At 72.8% G+C, this 22552-nt stretch carries 23 protein-coding genes; 15 read left to right on the top strand and 8 right to left on the bottom strand.

The genetic code is table 11. The features are described 5' to 3' along the window. Positions 1–2: 2 nt before the first annotated feature. Positions 3–578: a TetR/AcrR family transcriptional regulator gene (locus Ae717Ps2_RS39220; protein WP_158071515.1), complete on the bottom strand. Its 576-nt coding sequence runs from the start codon at positions 576–578 to the stop codon at positions 3–5. Between the two features lie 334 nt (positions 579–912). Between Ae717Ps2_RS39220 and Ae717Ps2_RS19390 the strand changes: the two genes are divergently transcribed. From Ae717Ps2_RS19390 to Ae717Ps2_RS19350, 9 genes are all read left to right on the top strand, one after another. After that, entirely contained in the window at positions 913–2406 is a 1494-nt protein-coding gene (locus Ae717Ps2_RS19390) for an aldehyde dehydrogenase (protein ID WP_075333692.1), read from the top strand. Positions 2407–2416: 10 nt separating this feature from the next. Further along, positions 2417–2629, top strand: coding sequence for a ferredoxin (locus tag Ae717Ps2_RS19385; RefSeq protein WP_063718807.1), 213 nt, complete (start codon positions 2417–2419; stop codon positions 2627–2629). A 30-nt stretch (positions 2630–2659) separates the two neighbouring features. Further along, on the top strand, positions 2660–3883 hold the full coding sequence (locus Ae717Ps2_RS19380; RefSeq protein ID WP_075310902.1) for a cytochrome P450: 1224 nt from the start codon (positions 2660–2662) through the stop codon (positions 3881–3883). Between the two features lie 42 nt (positions 3884–3925). Beyond that, on the top strand, positions 3926–4315 hold the full coding sequence (locus tag Ae717Ps2_RS19375; protein WP_020627473.1) for an SCP2 sterol-binding domain-containing protein: 390 nt from the start codon (positions 3926–3928) through the stop codon (positions 4313–4315). A 31-nt stretch (positions 4316–4346) separates the two neighbouring features. Next, positions 4347–5459, top strand: coding sequence for an NDMA-dependent alcohol dehydrogenase (locus Ae717Ps2_RS19370; RefSeq protein WP_020627472.1), 1113 nt, complete (start codon positions 4347–4349; stop codon positions 5457–5459). A gap of 89 nt (positions 5460–5548) precedes the next feature. Further along, the gene (locus tag Ae717Ps2_RS19365) at positions 5549–6286 is read left to right on the top strand and encodes an enoyl-CoA hydratase/isomerase family protein (protein WP_083696150.1); all 738 of its coding nucleotides are present in this window, start codon (positions 5549–5551) and stop codon (positions 6284–6286) included. Between the two features lie 9 nt (positions 6287–6295). Continuing rightward, complete coding sequence (locus tag Ae717Ps2_RS19360; protein ID WP_020627470.1) at positions 6296–7276, top strand: nitronate monooxygenase family protein; 981 nt, start codon at positions 6296–6298, stop codon at positions 7274–7276. A gap of 149 nt (positions 7277–7425) precedes the next feature. Further along, a complete protein-coding gene (locus Ae717Ps2_RS19355) occupies positions 7426–8937 on the top strand; it encodes a class I adenylate-forming enzyme family protein (protein ID WP_020627469.1) in 1512 nt (503 codons plus the stop codon). Between the two features lie 64 nt (positions 8938–9001). Beyond that, the gene (locus tag Ae717Ps2_RS19350; RefSeq protein WP_075333691.1) at positions 9002–10669 is read left to right on the top strand and encodes an FAD-dependent oxidoreductase; all 1668 of its coding nucleotides are present in this window, start codon (positions 9002–9004) and stop codon (positions 10667–10669) included. 26 nt (positions 10670–10695) lie between these two features. On the opposite strand, the gene Ae717Ps2_RS19345 is transcribed toward Ae717Ps2_RS19350, so the two are convergent. After that, positions 10696–11319 carry a TetR family transcriptional regulator gene (locus tag Ae717Ps2_RS19345; protein WP_075310907.1) on the bottom strand — a complete coding sequence of 208 codons (624 nt, stop codon included), beginning with the start codon at positions 11317–11319 and terminating at the stop codon, positions 10696–10698. A 123-nt stretch (positions 11320–11442) separates the two neighbouring features. Between Ae717Ps2_RS19345 and Ae717Ps2_RS19340 the strand changes: the two genes are divergently transcribed. The 4 genes from Ae717Ps2_RS19340 to Ae717Ps2_RS40450 all read left to right on the top strand — a co-directional run bounded on the left by Ae717Ps2_RS19340 (position 11443) and on the right by Ae717Ps2_RS40450 (position 13812). Then, on the top strand, positions 11443–12594 hold the full coding sequence (locus Ae717Ps2_RS19340) for an acyl-CoA dehydrogenase family protein (RefSeq protein WP_075333690.1): 1152 nt from the start codon (positions 11443–11445) through the stop codon (positions 12592–12594). Positions 12595–12668: 74 nt separating this feature from the next. Beyond that, positions 12669–13130, top strand: coding sequence for a MarR family winged helix-turn-helix transcriptional regulator (locus Ae717Ps2_RS19335; protein WP_075333689.1), 462 nt, complete (start codon positions 12669–12671; stop codon positions 13128–13130). Next, positions 13127–13444, top strand: coding sequence for an SDR family oxidoreductase (locus Ae717Ps2_RS40455; RefSeq protein WP_369804846.1), 318 nt, complete (start codon positions 13127–13129; stop codon positions 13442–13444). The genes Ae717Ps2_RS19335 and Ae717Ps2_RS40455 overlap by 4 nt, the downstream gene beginning before the upstream one ends. Further along, positions 13396–13812: an SDR family oxidoreductase gene (locus Ae717Ps2_RS40450; protein ID WP_369804845.1), complete on the top strand. Its 417-nt coding sequence runs from the start codon at positions 13396–13398 to the stop codon at positions 13810–13812. Before Ae717Ps2_RS40455 ends, Ae717Ps2_RS40450 begins: the two co-directional genes overlap by 49 nt. 18 nt (positions 13813–13830) lie before the next feature. Here the strand turns inward: Ae717Ps2_RS40450 and Ae717Ps2_RS19325 are convergent, their stop codons facing one another. Together Ae717Ps2_RS19325 and Ae717Ps2_RS37390 are read right to left on the bottom strand one after the other, a co-directional pair. Further along, the gene (locus Ae717Ps2_RS19325; protein WP_075310913.1) at positions 13831–16194 is read right to left on the bottom strand and encodes an FdhF/YdeP family oxidoreductase; all 2364 of its coding nucleotides are present in this window, start codon (positions 16192–16194) and stop codon (positions 13831–13833) included. A 151-nt stretch (positions 16195–16345) separates the two neighbouring features. Then, entirely contained in the window at positions 16346–16504 is a 159-nt protein-coding gene (locus tag Ae717Ps2_RS37390) for a hypothetical protein (RefSeq protein WP_020622828.1), read from the bottom strand. 144 nt (positions 16505–16648) lie between these two features. Here Ae717Ps2_RS37390 and whiA point away from each other — a divergent pair, with 144 nt between their 5' ends. Continuing rightward, positions 16649–17554 (top strand): DNA-binding protein WhiA, encoded by a 906-nt coding sequence (gene whiA / locus Ae717Ps2_RS37385; protein WP_075333687.1) that lies wholly within the window; start codon positions 16649–16651, stop codon positions 17552–17554. A 59-nt stretch (positions 17555–17613) separates the two neighbouring features. On the opposite strand, the gene Ae717Ps2_RS19310 is transcribed toward whiA, so the two are convergent. Further along, complete coding sequence (locus Ae717Ps2_RS19310) at positions 17614–18627, bottom strand: phosphotransferase family protein (protein WP_075310917.1); 1014 nt, start codon at positions 18625–18627, stop codon at positions 17614–17616. Continuing rightward, positions 18624–19817 (bottom strand): acyl-CoA dehydrogenase family protein, encoded by a 1194-nt coding sequence (locus Ae717Ps2_RS19305; protein ID WP_020622435.1) that lies wholly within the window; start codon positions 19815–19817, stop codon positions 18624–18626. The genes Ae717Ps2_RS19310 and Ae717Ps2_RS19305 overlap by 4 nt, the downstream gene beginning before the upstream one ends. A 106-nt stretch (positions 19818–19923) precedes the next feature. Here Ae717Ps2_RS19305 and Ae717Ps2_RS19300 point away from each other — a divergent pair, with 106 nt between their 5' ends. Then, positions 19924–20508, top strand: a complete 585-nt coding sequence (locus Ae717Ps2_RS19300) for a TetR/AcrR family transcriptional regulator (RefSeq protein ID WP_233147631.1) — start codon at positions 19924–19926, stop codon at positions 20506–20508. Here the strand turns inward: Ae717Ps2_RS19300 and Ae717Ps2_RS19295 are convergent. Continuing rightward, positions 20495–21724 (bottom strand): enoyl-CoA hydratase-related protein, encoded by a 1230-nt coding sequence (locus tag Ae717Ps2_RS19295; protein ID WP_158071514.1) that lies wholly within the window; start codon positions 21722–21724, stop codon positions 20495–20497. The genes Ae717Ps2_RS19300 and Ae717Ps2_RS19295 overlap by 14 nt on opposite strands. Before the next feature lie 14 nt (positions 21725–21738). Continuing rightward, a complete protein-coding gene (locus tag Ae717Ps2_RS19290) occupies positions 21739–22527 on the bottom strand; it encodes an enoyl-CoA hydratase/isomerase family protein (RefSeq protein ID WP_075310921.1) in 789 nt (262 codons plus the stop codon). Between the last annotated feature and the right edge of the window lie 25 nt (positions 22528–22552).

Raw genomic sequence — 22552 nt, 5'->3', positions numbered from 1 at the left:
GCTCAGGGGAGGAACGCCGGCAGCACGAAGGTCCGGAGCTCCTCGCGCAGCGCGTCCTCGGTGACGACCGACCGGTCCCGTTCGAGCAGCAGCAGGTTGACCCCGGCGATCCAGCGGGCGGCCGCGCGCAGGTCGAGGTCCGAGCGCATCTCACCGCGGGTGATGGCGTCGAGGAAGATCGGCTCCCACATCAGCAGGGTGATGCCCTCGGCCAGGGTGTGCCCGCCGAGGGTGCGCCCGACCAGGCCGTGCTGTTCGGAGACGATCAGGAGCTGGACGACCGGGTCCCGGCTGCCCTTGTCGATGTTGTAGATCAGTCCCTCGACCAGCCGGTCGGCGAACGTCGGCCACCGCTGGATGTGGGCCTGCATCCGCGGCACGTTGATCAGGGCGCGTCGCTCCACGGCGGCGACGACGAGCGCTTCGCGGTCGGCGAAATGGCGGTAGAGGGTCGCGCGGGAGACCGACGCGGCCTTCGCGACGTCCTCCATGGTCGTCTTCGCGACCCCGAAGCGGCCGAAGCGCTCCTCCGCCGCGCGGAGCAGCCGTTCCCGGACTCCGCCCCCCGCCCGTCTCAACGACTCCGACGGACCTGCTGTCATGGCCGGAGTGTAGCTGTGGTCCGGGCCGACCCGATCCGACACGGAACCGCGCGTCGCACCCTGTGCACCGCCATGACTCCGCTGCGTGACGCCCGGTCCGTCCGATCGTTCTCCTGTGTGGACCGGCACGCAGGCGTGCCGGCGGGTCCCGCCGTCGCCGGGAATGGTGTTCACCCTGTCCGCCGTTCGTCGAAAGGTTTTCGGTAAAGCGTCTTGACGGCTTTGCCTAGAGTCTTTAGGCTACGACTCGTTCCGACGGATCCTGGCAATGTGGGCCGGACCTCTTGACCGTCTGACCAGCGGAGATGCAATGAAGCAGTTCGAGAACTACGTCAACGGTCGCTGGGCTGCGGCGAGCGGTCCATTTATCGAGGTGGACGATCCGTCCACCGGTGAGATCATCGGATCGGTCCCCGACAGCGGCGCGGACGTGGTGGACCAGGCGGTCGGTGCCGCGCGGGCCGCCTTCGAGGGCCCGTGGGCCCGGATGCGCCCCCAGGACCGCGCCCAGGTCCTCCGGGACCTCGCCTCCGCGCTGGACTCCCGCTTCGACGAGCTGTCCGACGAGCTGGTGCGCGACACCGGCTGCACCGCGCGCCTGTGCGGGATGCTGCAGGTCGGCGGTCCGCTCGGGCACCTGCGCGACTTCGCCGAGATGTCGGCGTCGCTGGCACCGACGGCCTTCCCGATGCAGACGACCCCCGGCTTCGGGCAGTGGGAGCTGCACCGCGAGCCGGTCGGCGTCGTCGCCGGGTTCACCCCGTACAACTTCCCGCTGTTCATCGCCGTCTGGAAGGCGGCCCCCGCGCTGCTGACCGGCAACACGGTGGTCCTGAAGTCCTCGCCGCTCACCCCGTTCGGCCTGGAGGCGCTGGCCAGGGCCGCGGACGAGGTCGGCCTCCCGCCGGGCGTGCTGAACCTGGTGCACGGCGACCGCACGGCCGGCGAGGCCCTGGTCGCGCACCCCGGAGTGGATCTCGTCAGCTTCACCGGCAGCACCGCCGTCGGCACGCGGATCATGGCCTCGGCCGCGGCCACCGCGAAGGAGGTCCTGCTGGAGCTGGGCGGGAAGTCCCCCGCCGTCGTGCTGCCGGACGCGCCTGCCGAGCTCGCGGTCCGCGGCACGCTGTTCAGCAGCATGATGCACAGCGGGCAGGCGTGCGTGGCCACGAGCCGCATGCTGGTGCCGGACTCGCGGTACGACGAGTTCCTGGACCTGCTGGCCACCCGCGCCGGCCAGCTGACCGTGGGAGCCGCGACCGAGCTGACCTCCGACGTCGGCCCGGTCATCTCCGCGGCCCAGCGGGACAAGATCGAGAAGTTCGTCGCGGGCTCCGTCGAGCAGGGCGGACGCGTCGTCGCGGGGGGCGAGCGACCCACCGGTGTGCCGGAGGGTGGGCACTACGTCGCCCCGACGGTGCTCGCGGTGGACACCGACAACGTCGCCGCCCGTGAGGAGATCTTCGGACCGGTCCTGGCGGTCGTGCGCTACTCCGGTGTCGACGACGCCGTCCGGATCGCCAACGACAGCGAGTACGGGCTCGCCGCCTCGGTATGGGGCACCGACCTCCAGGCCGCGCGCGCCGTCGCCGCGCGGCTCGAGAGCGGTCTGACGTGGATCAACGACGTGGCCGCGGCGGACGTCGCGCGCACGCCGTTGTCCGGCCGCAAGCGCAGCGGGGTCGGCTCCGAGCTCGGCGTCGACGGCCTGCACGCCTACACCAAGGTGAAGAGCCTCTACACGGCTCTCGACACCGACATCGACGGCCGTTCCTACGGCGCCGTCGGTCTCGACTGGGACTGAGAGGACGACCGTGTCAACCGAACTGACCGTGGACGTCGACCGGAACACCTGCGCCGGTCACGGCCGCTGCTACTCCCTCGCTCCCGAGGTGTTCGACGCCGACGACGAGGGCTTCCCGGTCCTGCTGGCCGCGAACGTCTCCGGTGCCGCCGCCGACGAGGCGCGTACGGCGGCACGCAACTGTCCCGAGCGGGCGGTCCTGCTCGATCACCCCACGAGCTGAGCACTCCCGACACCGCCGAGGAGCCACCACATGACCACCAGCACCCCCAGCACGGCCGAGACCGCCGACATCCAGGTCGACTTCGACATCCACGACCCGAAGCAGGTCGAGACCGTCTACGAGCGCTACGCTGAGCTCCGCAACACGTGCCCGGTCGCCCATTCGGACAAGTACGGCGGCCACTGGATCCTGACCCGCTACGACGACATCCACGACGTCTGCCGCAACCCCGAGGTCTTCTCCAGCGAGAGCGTCAACATCCCCGGGACCATCGGCCAGGACGGTCCGATGATCCCGCTGGAGGTCGACCCACCGGACCACGGCGCCTACCGCGCCATCCTGCAGAAGCTCTTCTCCCCGAAGCGGATGAGCGCGCTCGAGCCGGAGATCACCGCGATCGTCACCGAGCTGCTCGACGCGATGGAGGGCAAGGAGAAGGTCGACTTCGTCGAGGCGTTCGCCCAGCCGCTGCCCACCAGGGTGTTCCTGGCGATGATGGGCTGGCCGCACGAGGACGCCCCCCGGTTCCAGAAGTGGACCGACGACATCGTCCTCGGCAAGCCGGGTGCCTCCGAGGAGGAGGCCACCGAGTTCCGGATGGCCGCGGCGATGGAGGTCTACGCCTACTTCGCCGAGATGCTCGACGAGCGGATGGAGAACCCTGCCGTCGACGACGTCACCGGCGTGCTCGTCAACGGCAAGTTCCAGGACCGGGACCTGACCCAGTTCGAGATGCTGAACATGCTGTTCCTGCTGATGATCGCGGGACTGCACACGGTGCTCGGTCAGCTCGCCCACAGCGTGATCCTCTTCGCCGAGCAGCCGGAGGTCCGCCGGCAGCTGGTCGAGGACCCCTCGCTCGTTCCGACCGCGGTCGAGGAGATGGTGCGCTGGGAGTCCGCGGTCGCCGCGGCCCGCGTGATCACGTCCGACGTCGTCGTGGGTGGCGTGCAGTTCTCCGCGGGGGACAAGGTGCTGATCCCCTACGGCGCCGCCAACCGCGACCCGGAGAAGTTCGACTCCCCGGACACCGTCGACCTCTCCCGCTCGCCCAACCCGCACCTCGGCTTCGGCGCCGGGCACCACCGCTGCCTCGGGTCGCACCTGGCCCGCAACGAGCTGCGGATCGCGTTCACCGAGCTCCACCGCCGGTTCCCGGACTACAAGCTCGACCCGGAGGACCCGCCGGTCCGCCACCTCAGCCAGGTCAAGGGCGTCGAGCGGCTCCCGCTCATCCTCGGCCGGTCCGCCTGATCCGACCTCTCCCACCCACCACCGTTCCCCGGAGGAGCACAGATGACCGTCAAGCTCGGAACCGTCGACTTCTACCAGGCCATGGCCGATGAGCTGAACAACGACCCCGTGTGGCACCAGAAGGGTGCCGGGATCTCGATGACCATGGTCTACAAGTACGAGGCCCCGATCGAGGGCCAGTTCTACTGCGTCTTCGACGACGGCAAGGTCACCGAGGTCCGTGACGCGACCGCGGAGGACCTCGAGAACGCGCAGTTCGTGATCAGCGGCTCGAGCGACGTCTGGCGCGGCCTGTTCGAGGACAAGATCAACCCGACGGTCGCGATGACCCGCGGCCAGCTCCGGGTGCGCGGCAAGATGTCGCAGCTGCTCAAGAACATGTCCGCCTTCCAGCACGTGATCGTCGCGATGAAGCGCGTCGACTTCGAGTGACCCGACCCCACACCGCGAGGAGCAGCAGACGATGAAGTCGAGAGCAGCGGTCCTGTTCGAGGCACCGGGCAAGTGGGAGATCGTCGAGGTCGACGTCGACGAGCCCAAGGAGTACGAGGTCCTGGTCAAGTACACGGCCGCCGGTCTGTGTCACTCCGACGACCACGTCGCCAAGGGCGACGTCCCGTCGGCGCACTACCCCTACTGCGGGGGTCACGAGGGCGCCGGAGTGGTCCAGGCCGTCGGGTCGAAGGTGCGCGACCTGGAGCCCGGTGACCACGTCGTCGCCAGCTTCATCCCCGGCTGCGGCCGCTGCCGCTGGTGCGGCGAGGGCAAGCAGAACCTCTGCGACAACGGCGCGTTCATGATGCTGGGCACGCAGCTGGACGGCACGTTCCGGCTGCACCACGGCGGTCAGGACGTCGCCCAGTGCTCGCTCGTCTCCACCTTCTCCGAGTACAGCATCATGCCGGAGTGGGGCGCCGTGAAGATCGACAAGAGCATCCCGCTCGAGTCGGCCGCGCTGGTCGGCTGCGGCGTCCCGACGGGCTGGGGCTCGGCCGTCAACGCCGGGCAGGTCCGGCCGGGTCAGGTCGTGATCGTCATGGGCGTCGGTGGGATCGGCATCAACGCGGTCCAGGGTGCCAAGCACGCGGGCGCGGTGCGCGTCATCGCCGTCGACCCGGCCCCGTTCAAGCGCGAGAGCGCGCTGAAGCTGGGCGCCACCGACGTGGCCTCGAACATGACCGAGGCGACCGACCTCGCCCAGTCGCTGACCAACGGGCAGGGCGCGGACTGCGTCATCGTCACCGTCGGTGTAGCGACCGGTGAGCACGTCGGCCAGGCCTTCGCCGCCACCCGCAAGGACGGCACCATCGTCCTGACCGCGGTCGCGAACATCGACGAGAACGTCATCCCGGTGAACCTCTTCGAGTTCGCGATGTACCAGAAGCGGATCCAGGGCGCCCTGTTCGGGATGTCCTCGCCCAGCCGCGACATCCCCTACTTCCTGAACATGTACCAGCAGGGCCAGCTGAAGCTCGACGAGCTCGTGACCCGCAGGTACAAGCTCGAGGACATCAACCAGGGCTACGAGGACATGCACGCGGGGAGCAACCTCCGCGGCGTGATCGACTACTCCTGACCCGGTACCGGGGCCGTCCTCCCACGACGGCCCCGGTATCCCGACCGAAGGGCTCCCACGTGGGTCTGCACGTCCGGCGGAGCGGCACCGTGGCCACCGTCGAGCTCTCCAACCCGGGTCGGCGCAACGCCCTGTCGGCGGACATGTTCGCCGACCTCGCCCGGACGCTCCCCGAGCTCGACGACGACCCCGGGGTGCGGGTCGTCGTGCTCACCGGTGCGGGCGAGGACTTCTGCTCCGGCGCCGACCTGTCCGCGGTCTCGGACGACGCGCACCCCCTGGGGCACATGAACCGGATCAACCGCGCGGCCGCCGCCGTCCACCGGATGAGTGTGCCGACCGTGGCCCGGGTCGACGGTGTCGCGGTCGGGGCCGGTCTGAACCTCGCGCTGGCCTGCGACCTCGTCGTCGCGTCCGACCGGGCCCGGTTCTCCGAGATCTTCGTCCGGCGGGGCCTGACCGTCGACTTCGGCGGCTCCTGGATCCTGCCGCGGCTGGTCGGCCTGCACCGGGCGAAGGAGCTGTGCCTGCTCGGCGACGTCGTGCCCGCCGCCGACGCGGCGGCGATGGGCCTGGTCAACCGGGTCGTACCGGTCGCCGAGCTCGACGCCACGGTCGACGGGATCACCACCCGCCTGGCGGCCGGACCCGCCGTCGCCATGGCGCTGACGAAGCGGCTGCTGAACGAGGGCGGCCGCTCCGGCGTCGACGAGGCCCTCGCCGCCGAGGGGGTCGCCCAGTCGATCGCGTTGCGCGGCGCGGACGCCGCCGAGGCGTTCGAGGCCTTCCGTGACAAGCGGGCCGCCCGCTTCACCGAGACCCTCTGAGAGGACCCGATGTCCCTGCGCACGAGCTTCACCGAGACCTTCGGGGTCGAGCACCCGGTCGTCCAGGGCGGCATGCAGTGGGTCGGCCGGGCCGAGCTGGTCGCCGCCGTCGCCGAGGCGGGCGGCCTGGGCTTCCTCACCGCGCTGACCCAGCCGACCCCCGAGGCGCTCGCCGCGGAGATCGCACGGACCCGCGAGCTGACCGACCGGCCCTTCGGCGTCAACCTGACGATCCTGCCGTCGATCGACCCGCCGCCCTACGACGAGTACCGCCGGGTCATCGTCGAGTCCGGTGTCCCCGTGGTGGAGACCGCGGGCTCCAACCCCGAGCCGCACCTGCCCCTGTTCCACGAGCACGGCGTGAAGGTCCTGCACAAGTGCACCAGCGTCCGGCATGCGGTCAAGGCCGAGCGGATCGGCGTCGACGGCGTCAGCATCGACGGCTTCGAGTGCGCCGGCCACCCCGGTGAGGACGACGTGCCGGGTCTGGTGCTGATCCCCGCCGCCACCGCGCGTCTGCGCATCCCCGTGGTCGCCTCCGGCGGGTTCGCCGACGGCCGTGGGCTGGCCGCGGCCCTCGCACTGGGTGCTGGCGGGGTGAACATGGGGACGCGGTTCCTCTGCACCCGTGAGGCCCCGATCCACGACCGCATCAAGCAGGCCATCGTGGACGGCGACGAGCGCGGCACCGAGCTGGTCTTCCGGACACTGCGCAACACTGCCCGTGTCGCCCGGAACGCCGTCAGCACCGAGGTGGTCCGGATCCTCGACGACGGCGGGTCCTTCGACGACGTCCGGGACCTGGTCGCGGGCACCCGTGGGCGCCGCGTGTTCGAGGAGGGCGACCCGGACGCCGGGATCTGGACGGTCGGGCAGTGCCAGGGCCTCATCCACGACATCCCCGCGGTGGGCGAGCTGATCCCGCGCATCGTGGCCGAAGCCGAGGCCGTTCTCGGACGGCTGTCGGGACTACTCCCGATTTCGGCCTGAAAGCCTCCGTCGGGCCGTTGGCAGGGCAGTCGCCCACAGTAGTCTAAAATCTGTAGGGAAGAGGGTTGTCCTTCTTTCTCCATCTCTTGATCTGTACGATCCGGGACCGTCTCGGGATGCGCATCGTGGCGCACGAAGGAGATCACCACATGTCGACATCCATTGCCTCCGCGCTCCACTGGTGGGCGCTTCGCAAGGGTGAGGAGAAGGCTCTCGTCGTCGAGGACGACGTGCTCACCTACCGCGAGCTGCAGGACTGGTCCGGCCGTGTCGCGCGGCGCCTGGTGGACTCGGGAGTCAGCCCGGGGGACCGGGTCGGGCTGCTGTCGGCCAACAGCCCCGAGTGGGTCGCCGCCGCCTGGGGAGTGGTCAAGTCCGGTGCGGTGCTGGTGCCGCTGAACCCGCGCCTGGTCGCCGCCGAGCTCCACAAGCTCCTCGCCGACGCCGGGTGCGGGGTCGTCGTCACGGCGCCGGCGCTGCTGGCGGGGCTGGAGGGCGTCGTCGAGCGCGGCCACCAGCTGGACGTCATCGGGCTGGACGAGCTCGCCGCGCTGCGGGAGGGCGGCCGGGAGGACTTCCGGGTCGACATCGCGCCCGAGGACCCCGCGGCGCTGCTCTACACCAGCGGGTCGACCGGCCTGTCCAAGGGCGTGATCTGCACCAACCGCACCCTGCTCGACATCGTCTTCGAGAACTCGCTGACCGAGCCGGGCATGCGTCCGGGGGCGCGGACCCTGCTGCTGCTCCCGCTCGCCTTCACTCCCGGCCTGGTCTACGGGCTGGTGATGACCGGGGTGCTCGGGGGCACGCTCGTCGTCGAGAAGGAGCTGAACCCGTCGCGGGCGGTCCGGCTGATCGAGGAGCACCGGATCACCGTCATGTTCGGTGTTCCGCTCATCTACCAGGCGCTCACCTCGGCCCCCGAGTTCGCCGGGGCGGACCTGGCGAGCCTGGAGACGGCCGTCGTCGGTGGCGCCGCGGTGCCGCTGCCGCTGCTGCGCACCTACCGGGAGAAAGGGGTGATCCTGCGCCAGATCTACGGCATGACCGAGGTCGGCGGGATCGCCACCGCGACCTGGGCGGAGGAGGCCGAGGAGCACGCCGGCTCCTGCGGGCGGGGGAGCATCTTCACCGACGTCACCGTCATCGGGCAGGACGGCTCGGTCTGCGCGCCGGGTGAGCCCGGCGAGATCGTGATGCGCGGGCCGGGGGTCACCCCGGGCTACTGGAACGACGACGAGAACACGGCCAGGGCGCTGCGGGACGGGTGGCTGCACAGCGGTGACCTCGGCACCCGCGACGCCGAGGGGCGGCTGACCTTCGTCGACCGCCTCAAGGACCTGATCATCACCGGTGGCATCAACGTGTCGCCGTTCGAGCTCGAGGCCGTCATCTCCGCGGTCCCGGGCGTGCGCGAGGTGGCCGTCATCGCCGCCAAGGACGAGCGGTTCGGCGAGACCCCCGCGGCGATCGTCAGCGGCGACGTCGACGCCGCGGCCATCGTGGCCGCGTGCAACGAACAGGTCGCCGACTACAAGGTGCCCCGCTACGTGGTCGTCCGGGACGAGCCGCTTCCCCGGCTGCCCAGCGGCAAGATCGCGAAGCCCGCCATCCGCACCGAGTACGCGGACCTGGCCGTCACCCACGAGAAGGTGCGCTGAGCGCCGTCGCGCCGACCCCCGGTCGCGCACCGACCACCGGGTCACGACACCACGAGGACATGCGATGACCCACGTGATCACACAGCCGTGCTGCAACGATGCCTCCTGTGTGCCGGTCTGCCCGGTCGACTGCATCCATCCGACCCCGGACGAGCCGGGGTACGCGCGGGCCGAGATGCTCTACATCGACCCGGAGACCTGCATCGACTGCGGGGCCTGCCTGGACGTGTGTCCGGTCGAGGCGATCGTGTCCGACGACGACCTCGAGGGCGACGACGACCCGTACCTGCTGCTGAACGCGGCCTGGTACGAGGGACGTCGGCCCGTGCCGGTCGCCGGCACCGAGCGCACGACCGTCGCTCCGCCGGCCGGCGGGGGGCCGCTCCGCGTCGCCGTCGTGGGGTCGGGCCCCGCCGCCTGCTACGCGGTGGAGAGCCTGTTCGCCCGCCGGGAGCTCGACGTCCGGGTGTCGATGTTCGAGCGGCTCCCGGTGCCCGGCGGTCTGCTCCGCTACGGCGTCGCCCCCGACCATCCCGGTACCCGTGGCGTGGGCACCTCGCTGTCGCGCTCGTGGACCCGTCCCGGTTTCACGCTGCACCTGAACGTGGAGATCGGCTCGGACCTGAGTCACGCCGACCTGCTGGAGCACCACCACGCCGTCGTCTACGCGGTGGGCGCCCCCGGCGACCGCCGGCTCGACGTCCCCGGTGAGGACCTGCGGGGCAGCCTGTCCGCACGCGAGTTCGTCGCCTGGTACAACGGCCACCCCGAGGCCGCCGGGCTGGAGGTCGACCTGTCGGCCGAGCGCGCCGTGGTGATCGGCAACGGCAACGTGGCGCTCGACGTCGCCCGTGTGCTCGTGACGGATCCGGACCGGCTGCGCGGGACGGACATCGCGGAGCACGCGCTCACCGCCCTGGCCGACAGCGCCGTACGCGAGGTCGTGGTGGTCGGGCGACGGGGCGCCGAGCAGGCCGCGTTCACCACCCCGGAGCTGCTCGAGCTCGCCGAGCTGCCCGGGGTCGACCTGGTGATCGACCCCGCCGAGGTCGCACCGGCCGGCCCGGTCGACGACCCGGTCGTGCGGTGGAAGGCGAACCTCCTGCGCGAGCTCGCGGAGCGGCCCGCCACCGGCGCGGGTCGCCGGATCGTCCTGCGGTTCCGGGCGGCGCCGGAGGCGGTTCTCGGCGAGGCCGCCGTGACCGGTGTCCGGCTCGCCCACAACGACCTCGTCGACGACGGAGGCCGGACGGTCGCCCGCCCGAACGGGCGGACCGAGGACGTGCCGGCGGGCCTCGTGCTGCGTGCCGTCGGCTACCGGGGGACCGCCGTCCCCGGGCTGCCGTTCGACGAGGGCCGGGGAGTGCTCCCGCACCGGGACGGCCGCGTGGTCGACCCCGCCACGGGAGCGGCGGTCGCCGGGACCTACGCCGCGGGATGGATCAAACGGGGACCGAGCGGGGTCATCGGGACGAACCGGTGGTGTGCGGAGGCGACCGTGGAGACGCTGCTGGCCGACTACGCGGCCGATCGCCTCGCGGCGCCGGTCCACGGGGACGACGGACTCGCCGACCTGCTCGCCGACCGTTGTCCGAACGTCGTGGGCCTCGACGGGTGGAAGGCCATCGACGCCCACGAGCGCGAGTCCGGCCGGTCGGCCGGTCGGCCGCGCCGCAAGCTGGTGGACGTCCGCGACATGCTCGACGTCGCGGGCGGGGCGCGTACGACGTGACGCCGATGCCGGCGCCGCGGGTCGGGTCAGCCCGGGGCGTCGGCCACCGCGCCGCGCAGGAAGCTGCGCACCGTCTCGGCGAAGAGCTGCTCGGACGTCCGGGCGTCACCGGCGACCGCGCGGGCGAGCAGCGGGGTGTCGTCGGCGACGACGTCCCGGAGTCGTCGCTCCCGTCGCTCGCGCGGACGGATGGCCTCCATGACCGACGAACCGAGTACCAGCTGGTCCAGCCCGTCGAGAACGAGGAGGTGCGTGCTGCGGGGCACCCCCGCCTCCTCCAGCAGCTCGGCGCCGATCTCGTAGGTCGGGGTCAGGACCTCCCGCGGCGTGAACTCGAGGAGGAGCGGTGCCGCGTGGGCGTGCCGCAGGATGGTCCGCCGGACCCCCAGGCTCACCTCGACGAACCACTCCGTCCACACCGCGTTCGAGCGACGAGGCGGGAACGGGGCCTCCAGCAGGACGGCCCGTGCGACGGCTCCGAGGATCTCGGCCTTGTCGGCGACGTGGTGGTAGAGCGACGGGGCGCGTACCCCGAGTTCCCTGGCCAGGCGAGGCAGGCTGAACGCGGGCAGGCCCTCGGCATCGATGACCGCCAGCGCGGTCACGACGATCCGCTCCCGGGTGAGCAGCGGGCTGGACGGTCGGGGCACCAACGGATTGTCCGCCACCGCCGGCGTGGCACGTCCGGAGCCTCGCCCGGCGCGTCGCGGGGCGGGCGCCCGCAGTCCGGCGAATCGTTCCGTCACGACTGTCTAATGGATTAAGGTGAATTCATGGAGACCGATCTCTTCGACGCCGACCACGAGGCGTACCGCGAGACCGCCCGAGTATTCGTGCAGCGCGAGGTGGTGCCGAATCTCGACCGGTGGGACGAGGCCCGCGAGGTCGATCGGGACACCTGGAAGAAGGCCGGCGCCGCGGGGCTGGTGGGTCTCGCCGTACCCGAGGAGCTGGGCGGTGCCGGGGTGTCGGACTATCGGTTCCGCTACGTGCTCTCGGAGGAGATCGCGAAGGTGGGCGCGTCGGCACTGCAGTCGGCGTTCGGGACGAACGACGACATCGTGCTGGGATACCTGCTCGAGTCGGCGAACGACGCACAACGTGCACGGTGGCTCCCCGGGTTCGCGACCGGGGCGACCGTCGCCGCGATCGCGATGTCGGAGCCCGGCGCCGGCAGCGACCTGCGGGGGATCACCACCTCGGCCCGGCGGGACGGCGACAGCTGGGTGCTCGACGGGTCGAAGACCTTCATCAGCAACGGCGTCACCGCCGATCTGGTGATCGTCGTGGCGAGGACGGATCCGGGCGCGGGGTCGTCCGGCTTCTCACTGTTCGTCGTCGAGCGGGGGATGCCCGGCTTCCGGCGCGGACGGAAGCTCGACAAGGTCGGTCTGACCGCGCAGGACACCGCCGAGCTGTTCTTCGACGGCGTCCGGGTCCCGGCCGACAACCTGCTCGGCGAGGAGGGGGGCGGGCTGCGTGCGCTGATGCGCAATCTCCCGCGGGAGCGCCTCGGCATCGCCGTCGCCGCCCAGTGCTCCGCCGAGGCCGCGTTCGGTTGGACCGTGGACCACGTGAAGCAGCGTGTCGCGTTCGGGCGTCCGCTGGCCCAGCAGCAGAGCGTCGGCTTCACCCTCGCCGACCTGCGGACCCGTGTCGAGGTGACCCGGGCCTACGTCGACCGGTGTGTGCGGGAGCTGAACGCGGGGACGCTGACCGCCGTGGACGCGGCCAAGGCCAAGCTGTGGGCGACCGAGATGCAGTGGCAGGTCATCGACTCCGGAGTGCAGCTGCACGGCGGATACGGCTACATGAACGAGTACCCCATCGCCCGCGCGTTCCGGGACGCACGCGTCCAGCGCATCTACGGCGGCGCGAACGAGGTCATGAAGGAGATCATCGGTCGGGACCTGACCCGGCAGTGACATTCGCTCGGACGTGCTCGACAGCTGTCAGAAGATACCTGTCAGATGACAGTTGATGGTGGTACGGTCGTCGCGTGGACGACGACCAGGAGACCCGGCTGTTCGAGCTGGCCGACCGCATCCTCGCGGTCGGTCGGCTGATCCATGCGTCGAAGGAGCCCGCGTTCTCCGGGCAGAGCTGGACCCCGCTGGAGAGCGCGGTCATGCGGGTCGTCGACCGGGAGCCGGGGATCACGGCCGGTGCCGTCGCGCAGGCGACGCGGCTGATCTCCAGCAACACCAGCCGCGCACTGCGCGGCATCGAGGCCAAGGGGCTCGTGCGCCGCGAGCCCGACCCGGCCGACGCCCGCCGCGTCCGTCTGTACCCGACCGACCTGGCCGCGGAGAACCTGCGTGTGCTGCGCCGGATCTGGAGCGGACTGCTCGACGGGGTCGGCGACGACCCCGCCGCGATCGACACCACCGTCGCGCTGCTGCGGCGGATCGAGACCGAGCTCGGCGGGAGCAGCCGGGCCACACCACCGGAGGCGACATGACCGACCGCACCGCACTCGTCGTGGGGGCCTCGCGCTCCCTCGGGCTCGCCCTGGCGGGGGAGTTCGCCGATCGGGGGTGGGACGTCGTCGCGACCGTGCGCGGCGACACCTCCGAGGGCCTCGCCGAGCTCGCCGCCCGGACCGGGCGGGTGACCGTCGAGCGACTGGACATCACCGACACCGCCGGGATCGCCGCGCTGCGCGAGCGCCTCGGCGACCGCCGGATCGACCGCTGTTCGTCAACGCCGGCATCACCGACGCCGACGTGCCGGCCGCACAGGTGCCGACCGAGGTGTTCGCCGAGGTCATGGTGACCAACGCGCTGAGCCCGATGCGGGTCGTGGAAGGTCTGTCCCCGCTGGTCCTGCCCACCGGCACGATCGGGGTCATGTCCTCGCGGCAGGGCAGCGTCGGGTTCAACACCCGGGGCGGGCACGAGGTGTACCGGGCGAGCAAGGCGGCGCTCAACCAGCTGATGCGCAGCTACGCCGCCCGGACGGCGCAGGACCCGCGCACCCTGCTGCTCCTGCACCCGGGGTGGGTGCAGACCGACCTCGGCGGCCCCGGGGCCCGGCTGACCGTCGCCGAGAGCGCGCGCGGGGTGGCCGACGTGCTGGAGGGCCACGCCCACGACGGTGGGCTGCAGTTCCTCGACCACACCGGCGCGGTCGTGCCGTGGTGACCCGCTCGGGTCCCGCGGTCAGGACAGGTGCGACACCTCCGGCCGGGACTTGTGGCCGTCGTCGTCGCCGACCTGGCCCTGCGCGCCCCGCGGGTTGCAGTCGGTGCCCCCGGCGACGCCGAGCCTGACCACGACCGACTTCGACGCCGGCTGGTTGCTCCCGGCCGCCGTGGCGTCGAGCGGGACGAGCGGGTTCGTCTCCGGGTAGTACGCCGCCGCGGTGCCCCGCGGGACGTCGTAGGCGACCAGCCGGAAGTCCGACGCGCAGCGCACGTGCTCGTCGCCGTCCCAGCGCGTGATCAGGTCGACGTGGTCGCCCTCGGCGTAGCCGAGCGCGGCGATGTCCTCGCGGTGGCAGAACACGACCCGGCGCCCGCCCTCGATGCCGCGGTAGCGGTCCGAGAGGCCGTAGATCGTGGTGTTGAACTGGTCGTGGCTGCGCAGGGTCTGGAGCAGCAGGTGCCCGTCGGGCACCTCGAGCACCTCGACCGGCGACACCACGAACTCGCCGCGGCCGGACGGGGTCTCGAAGGTCCGCGAGTCCCGGGGCGGGTGCGGCAGGACGAACCCGCCGGGCCGGCGGACGTTCACCTCGTAGCTCTCGCAGCCGGTCACGACGCGCGAGATGTGGTCGCGGATGCGGCGGTAGTCCCCGCGCATCGCGGCCCAGTCGATGCCGTGCCGGTCGCCGAGGGTGGCCTCGGCGATGCCGGTGAGGATCGCGATCTCGGAGCGCAGGTGCGGGCTCGCCGGCGGCAGCGGGCCGCGGGAGGAGTGCACCGAACAGGTGGAGTCCTCGACCGAGACGAACTGCGGGCCGGACTCCTGGACGTCGCGCTCGGTGCGCCCCAGGGTGGGCAGGATCAGCGCGGTGCGACCGCCGTGCAGGTGCGAGCGGTTGATCTTCGTCGAGATCTGCACGGTCAGCCGGGTGCCGGTCAGCGCCGCGGTCGTGATGTCGGTGTCCGGCGCGGCCTGCAGGAAGTTGCCGCCGAGGCCGACGAACACCTTCACCCGCCGGTCGCGCATGGCCCGGATGCTGTCGACGGTGTCGAGGCCGTGCTCGCGGGGCGGGTCGAACGCGAACTCGCGCTCCAGGGCGTCGAGGAAGGAGTCCGGGACGCGTTCCCAGATGCCCATGGTGCGGTCGCCCTGGACGTTGGAGTGGCCGCGGACCGGGAACAGCCCGGAACCGGGGCGTCCGATGTTGCCCTGGGCCAGCGCGACGTTGACGACCTCCTTGATCGTCGCGACGCCGTTGCGGTGCTGGGTCAGCCCCATCGCCCAGCAGAAGACCGTCTTGCGCGAGTCCCGCAGCAGGGCCGCTGCTCGGGTGATCTCGGCCCAGGACAGGCCGGTGGACCGGGTGACGGCGTCGCGGTCGATCCCGGAGACGTGCTCGCGCCAGGCGTCGAACCCGGTGGTGTACCGGTCGAGGAACTCGTGGTCCAGGGCGTCCCACTCGACCAGCAGCGAACCGATGGCCTGGAACAGCGCCAGGTCGCCGTTGACCCGGACCGGCAGGTGCAGGTCGGAGATGTCGGTGCCGCGTCCGAGGACGCCCTTCGGGGTCTGCGGGTTCTTGAACCGCATCAGCCCGGCCTCGCGCAGCGGGTTGATCGTGAGGATGGTGGCGCCGTTGCGCTTGGCGTGTTCGAGCTGGGTCAGCATCCGCGGGTGGTTGGTGCCCGGGTTCTGCCCGGCGATGACGATCACGTCCGCCTCGAGCAGGTCGGGCAGCGTGACGCTGGCCTTGCCGATGCCGATCGACTCCTGCAGCGCGATGGAGGTCGACTCGTGGCACATGTTCGAGCAGTCGGGCAGGTTGTTCGTCCCGAACGCCCTGGCGAACAGCTGGTAGACGAACGCGGCCTCGTTGGACGCCCGGCCGGAGGTGTAGAAGGTCGCCTCACCGGGGTCGTCCAGGGCGTTCAGCTCGTCGCCGATCAGCCGGAACGCCTCGTCCCAGCCGAGGGGCTCGTAGTGGGTGCCGTCCGGGCGCCGGACCATCGGGTGGGTGATGCGGCCCTGTTGGCCCAGCCAGAGCTCGGAGTGGGCGTCCAGGTCGGCGACGCTGTGCCGGGCGAAGAACTCCGGGGTCGCGCGGCGGGTGGTGGCCTCCTCGGCCACGGCCTTCGCGCCGTTCTCGCAGAACTCGGCGACCGAGCGGTGCCCGGGGTCGGGATCCGGCCAGGCGCAGCTCATGCAGTCGAAGCCCTCGGCCTGGTTCAGCTTCAGCAGCGTGCGGGCGGTCCGGGCCGGCCCCATGTGCTCCAGCGACCGCTTCATCGACACCGCGACGGCGGTCGCCCCGACGGCGTGGTCCTCGGGGGAGCCGACGTCGAGGTCGGTCTCGGAGTACTCCTCGTCGTGCCTGCTCACCGGTCCACCTCCGTGCTCGACGGCTGCCGGGCGGCGCCGTGCCGGCGTCGTGCCCGCTCCGGAGCGCTACCCGGCGGGAGCGATCCCAATCCCCCGCGGACCCGATCGGACCCTGCCGGCATCCCGTGCCCTGGTCGTGCGGCGGAGTTCATCACACAGGGTGGTCGACCGACCACCGGTCGTCCCGGATGCCGCGCCGGGCGTACCGGGTCGCCCGGTCGCCGTGGCGGGCGGGCGCGTCCGCCTCGTCCCCGGCGACGGGTCGTTGTCCGGGTGTGGCGTCGTCGATCGGGAGCCCGGCGTGCGCCACCGGTCGGTCCGAGGCGTGTCGCCCCCGCCAGGGCGGTCCGTCCCGGGCCGGCCGTCCCCCCCCCGGCCCGGACGCCGTCCGCCGGTTCCGGGGGCCCGAGCCGGCACCGGCGGAGCACGCCGGTCGGATCCGAAGGAGCTGCAGGTGGACACCCCCGACGTCCGGGACGAGCTGTTCCGGCACCGCCCCGCGCGAGCCGACATCGGTCGTGCGGAGGTGGCGACGACACTCCGGTTCGCCTGCGCCGGGACGCTCGGCCAGACCGCCGGGGCGGCATCGGTACCGGTGCTGGAGGTCCCCACCGGGTGCGCACGCTCCGCCGAGCGCCTGGCCCGGCAGATCACCGACCTGTTCGAGATCCCCGTCGTCCGGCCGTCGTCCGAGTCGCTCCGCATCGTCGCGCGCGTCCCGGAGCTGGCCCGCCGCACCCGGCTGTGCGACGGCACCGGCCGCTGGGTGCGCGGGCTGCCGCCGTCGGTCGTCGCGGGCGACGACGCGGTCCTGGCCGGGGCCTGGCGCGCCGCGTTCCTGGCCGCCGGGGCGCTCGGCGGCCGGGGCCGGGCCGGGCTGGAGCTGATCTGCCCGTCCCCGGAGACGGCGATGGCGCTCACCGGCGCGGCCCGGCGCCTCGGCGTCGCCGCGCTGACCCGCCCCGGCACCCAGGGCGACCGGGTGGTCGTCCGCGACCACGCCGACGTGCGGGCGGTGCTCGGCCTGATCGGCGCGCCGCGCGCGGCGCAGGCGTGGACCCCCGACCTCCGACGCGGGACCGGCGAGGCGCCGGTGAGCGGCGCGCTGCACGACGCCAACCGGGAGCGTGCCTCCCAGGCCGCGGCGACGACGACCCGGCGTGTCCAGGCACTGCTGGCGGACCCGCCCGCCGGGGTGCCCGACCGTCTGCTGGCCACCGGCCTGCTGCGGGCCCGGAACCCGGAGCTGTCGTTGCAGGAGCTGGGCCGTCTCGCCGACCCGCCGATGACCAAGGACGCGATCGCCGGACGGCTGCGCCGGCTGCTCGAGTACGCCGACCGCGCGCACCCCGGCGGCTGAGGGCGGACCCGCTGACGGCCGCGCGCCGGGCCGCGGTGCCCGGCGCCCCCCCCGGCCGGTCAGGCGTGGACGGCGACCACCCCGGCCGCGGCCAGCGGTGCGGTCGCCTCGCCGACCGTCGCGAACCCCTCCCCGCGGGTGTCCCCGCGCAGGTGCCGGGCGTGGATGCCCTCGGCGATGACCGCGGCCTTGAGGTAGGCCAGCCCCCGGTGGAACGCCCAGTGGCGCACCGTCCGCCCGGACGCGACGGTGTAGCGCTCCACCAGCTCCGCGGTCGACGGCATGCGGGAGCTGGTCGAGGCCGCGGACCCGGCCAGCACCGGTGCGAACGTCGGGTCGCCGTAGACGGTGTGCAGCGCCAGGTCCGCCAGGGGGTCGCCGAGCGTGGCCATCTCCCAGTCGACGAGCGCGCGGATCGTGGCCGGGTGCCCGGCGTCGAGGATGGCGTTGTCGATGCGGAAGTCCCCGTGCACGACGGCGTGGTCGCTCTCGGCCGGGCAGGTGTCGTCGAGCAGGCGGTACAGGGTGTCGACGTCGGGGATCTCGCGGGTGGCGACGCGCTGCCACTGGCCGTACCAGCGCTCGACCTGGCGGCGCAGGTACCCGGCGGGGCGGCCCAGCTCGGCGAGCGGACCGGTGGTGACGTCCACGGCGTGCAGTGCGGCGAGGGTGTCGACCAGGGAGAACGCCACCGCGTGCACGGTGGGGTCGTCGAGGGCGGCGAGGTCGTCCTCGCTGCGTACGACGATCCCGTCGACGAACCCGGTGAGCGCGAACGGCACCCCGAGCACGCTGTCGTCGGCCAGCGCGACGGCCGGGGCGACCGGTACGCCGGTGCCCGCCAGGGCGGCGGTGACCCGGAACTCGCGGCCCATGTCGTGCGCCGACGGGGTCAGCGTGCCCAGCGGGGGGCGCCGCAGGATCCACACGTGGGTGCCGTCGGTGACCCGGTAGGTGAGGTTCGAGCGGCCGCCGGAGACCAGCTCGGCGGTGACCCCGCCGCGGTACCCGTCGACGTTCGCCCTCAGGAAGGTGTCGAGGGCGGCCAGGTCCAGGCCGTCGGGACCGCTCATCGGGCCTGTTCCCTGCGGTAGCGGCCCACGGTGCGCTTGGCGATCGACCAGCGGTGGGTCTCCGACGGGCCGTCGTAGATCCGGAACGGGCGCACCTCGCGCAGGAAGCGGCCCAGCAGCACGTCGCCGGACACCCCGCGTCCGCCGTTGAGCTGAAGTGACCGGTCCACGACGCGCCAGACGGCCTCGGCGGTGAAGGTCTTGGCGATCGACACCTGGCTGCCCGCCGGATTGCCGCGGTCGAGCTCCCAGCAGGCCTGCAGGATCAGCCCGCGCGAGGCGGCGATGTCGATCTCGTTGTCGGCGATCATGGCCTGGGCCATGCCGAGGTCGGCCAGCCGGGACCCGAACACCTCGCGCTCCGAGGCCCACGCCACCGCGATGTCCTGCGCACGCCGGGCGATCCCCAGCCAGCGCATGCAGTGGGTGAGCCGCGCCGGGCCGAGCCGCACCTGGGCGTAGCGGTAGCCCTGGTCGACCTCGCCGAGCACCGCGTCGTCCGGGACACGGCAGTCGGAGAACTCGACCTCCAGGTGTCCGCCGAACAGCGACTCGTCGAGCGTCGGGATGTGCCGGCCGACCTTCATCCCGGGGTTGTCGGCGTCGACCAGGAACATCGTCGCGCCGCCGCGGTCACCGGGCTCGCCGGTGGTGCGGGCCATGACGATGGCGAACGCGGCGCCGTCCGCGCCGGTGGTGAACCACTTGCGGCCGTCGATGCGCCAGCCGCCGTCGACCCGGGTGGCCGTGGTGGACAGGGCGTCGGGGTCCGAGCCCGCGCCGGGGGCGGGCTCGGTCATCGCGAAGCAGGACCGGACGTCGCCGGCGGCCAGCGGGGCGAGGTAGCGCTCCTTCTGCTCCTCGCTCGCGATCCGCTCCAGCATGTGCACGTTGCCCTCGTCGGGGGCGGCGATGTTGAGCGCGATCGGTCCGAGCAGCGAGTACCCGGCCTCCTCGAACACCGCGGCGCGGGCGCGCATGTCCAGGCCGTGCCCGCCGAGCTCCGGCGACGCGTGCGGGGCGAACACCCCCGCGGCGCGGGCGGCGTCCTGCAGCTGCACCCGGGCCTCCTCGGAGGGCAGGACACCGCCGTGGGTCTCCTCGACCGGGATCACCACCTCCCGGATGAAGCGTGCGGTGCGCTCCGCGAGGTCGCGGACGTCCGCGTCCTGGGCGAGGTCGACGGCCATGTCTCCTCCATCGGCTAATGAGTGTTAGCCACCTTCTAGCAGGTTCGAGGCAGGTGAGTACAGCGCAGGGAGCCTCATGTCACAGGTCGGCTATAGACTGCTAGCCGTGCGGGGCGACGAGATCCGGTCGGCGGCGCTGGCGGAGTTCGCCCGTCGCGGCTACGAGGCGACGACGATGGCCGACATCGGCGCGGCGGTCGGCATCCGCGGCCCGAGTCTCTACAAGCACGTCCGCTCCAAGCAGGAGCTGCTCGCCTCGGTCATCGACGCGACCATGCGCGCCCTGCTGGCCGAGCACGACGCCGCGGTCGCCGGGGTCGCCGACCCGGCCGAGCGGCTGCGCCGCGCGGTCGAGGCCCACGTGCGGTTCCACGCCCGCAACCGCCTGGAGGCCTTCGTCGGCAACCGGGAGCTGCGCAGCCTGACCGAGCCGCACCGGTCCGAGGTGCTCGGGCTGCGTGCCGACTACGAGCGGCGCTTCCGCCGCCTGATCACCGACGGGGTCGAGGCGGGCGTGTTCTCGGTGGCCTCGCCGCAGCTGGCCTCGTACGCGATCCTGGACCAGGGGATGGGCGTCGCGGTGTGGTTCCGCGACGACGCGGGCCCGGCCGAGAACGAGGTCGCCTGGCAGCTCGCGGAGTTCGCGCTGCGCCTCGTCGGAGCCAGGCCCGGGCCGGTCAGGAGCCCGTGAAGCGGGGCTGCCTGCGCTCGGCGAGGGCCCGCGTCCCCTCCAGCAGGTCGTGGCTGCGCCCGGCCTCGACCACCGAGCGCTGCTCCTCGGCGAGGTGGGTGTGCAGGTCGGACTCGCTGCTGCGGCGCAGCAGCCGGCGCACCGCGCCGAACGCCTGTGTCGGGCCGTCCGCGATCGTCGTCGCGTACTCCCGCGCCACCGCGTCGACCTCGGCGGCGGGCACCACCCGGGTCACCAGGCCCCACTCCAGGGCCTCGGCCGCGGTGAGCCGGCGCCCGGTCAGGAACAGCTCCTGGGCGCGGCGCAGCCCGACCAGCCGCGGCAGGGTCCAGGAGAGCCCGCCGTCGGCGGTGAGCCCGATGCCGCCGTAGGCGGTGGTGAACACGGCGTCCTCGGCGGCGACGACGACGTCCGCGGCGCACACCAGTGCCAGGCCCATCCCGGCTGCGGCGCCGTGCACCGCCGCGACCACCGGCGCGTCCATCGTGGACAGGCGTTCGACGGTGGGGTGGAACAGGTCGGTGACCTCGCGCAGGACCCGGGGGAGCTCCTCGGGGGCGCAGCCGGTGAACAGCTCGACGTCGCCGCCGACGCAGAACACCCGGTCCCCGCCGGTGAGCACCACGGCCCGCACCGCGGGGTCGGCGGCGACGGCGTCCACGGCCCGGGCGAACTCGGCTCCCAGTGTCCGGTCGACCGCGTTGTGCCGGTCCGGACGGTTCAGCCGCAGGGTGCCGACGCCGTCGGCGACCCGCACGTCGAGGGTGGTGTACGGCGGCGCGGCGGCGGCCCAGCGGGCGGTGTCGGTGAGCTGTTCGAGCCGGGTCAGCCGGCCGCCGGCGACGGTGACGACGTGGGTGAACGCCGCCTCCAGCTCGGCGCCGCCGCGCCGCCCGCGGCCCCGGTAGTGCCCGGAGACCAGCAGCCGGCCGTCGGCGAGCGCGTCGATCCGGTCGGGCTCGGCGCGGGCGGCGAAGTGTCGTCCGATGCCGCCCCAGCCGTCGCGCCGCATCGCCTCGGCGCCGCGGTGCTCGCCGCCCACGTCGCCCGGCATCCCCGCGGCGAGCACGCCGACGAAGTCGGGGTCGAGGATCGCGTCGAGGGTGTCCCGGTCGCCGTCGGCGAGCGCGGTGTAGAGGCGCCGGACCACGGCCTCGGCGTCGGTTCCGGTGCCGCTGTCGGTGTGGGTGTCGGTGGTGACGGTGGTGGTGTCCACGGTGTGCTCCTGGGTCATCGGCCGTCGAACTTCGGGGCGCGGCGCTCGGTGAACGCGATGACGCCCTCGCGGACGTCGGCCCGCCCCGCGCCGGCCGTCATCAGCCGGTACTCGGCGAGCAGGCCGTCGGCGTGGGTGCGGTCGTCGCTGTCGCGCAGCAGCTGCTTGATCCCGCCGTAGGCCCAGGTCGGGCCGTCGGCGAACTCCTCGGCGATGGTCCGGGCAACGGTCTCGACCTCGTCGCCGGGCACGACCTGCGACACCAGCCCCCACTCCAGCGCCTGCTCGGCGCCGACCGGGGTGGAGCGCAGCATGAGCTGCTGGGCGCGGCGCATCCCGACCAGCCGCGGCAGGTACCAGGTGCTGCCGCCGTCGCCGGTCATGCCGAGCTTGGTGAACCCCGTGGCGAGCTTCACGTCATCGGCGGCGACGACCACGTCGGCACCCCACACCAGCCCCAGCCCGCCGCCGCCGACGCCGCCGCGCACGGCCGCGACGACCGGGACCGGCAGCGCGGAGAGCCTGCGCAGCGTCGAGCCGTGCCACGTGTCGATCATCGAGTCCAGCTGGGCGGGCAGGTCGTCCACCCGGCTGCGGAAGAACCCCAGGTCGCCGCCGACGCAGAAGGCCGGACCGGCGGCGGTGAGCAGCACGCTGCGCACGGTCTCGTCGGCCTCGACGGCGCGGACGGCGGCGTCGATCGCCTCCACCATCGCGGGGTCGATCGCGTTGCCCCGGTCCCGGGTCAGCCTGATCTCGGCGAGTCCTCCGGTGACCCGGTGGATGGCCCTGTCCTCGTGCATCGCGTCCTCCCGAACGGCGGCCCCG

The organism is Pseudonocardia sp. Ae717_Ps2 (genome assembly GCF_001932475.1).
GTDB lineage: Bacteria > Actinomycetota > Actinomycetes > Mycobacteriales > Pseudonocardiaceae > Pseudonocardia.
Note: the sequence above shows the minus strand (reverse complement) of the source record. Positions and strands in the feature narration are given on the sequence as shown.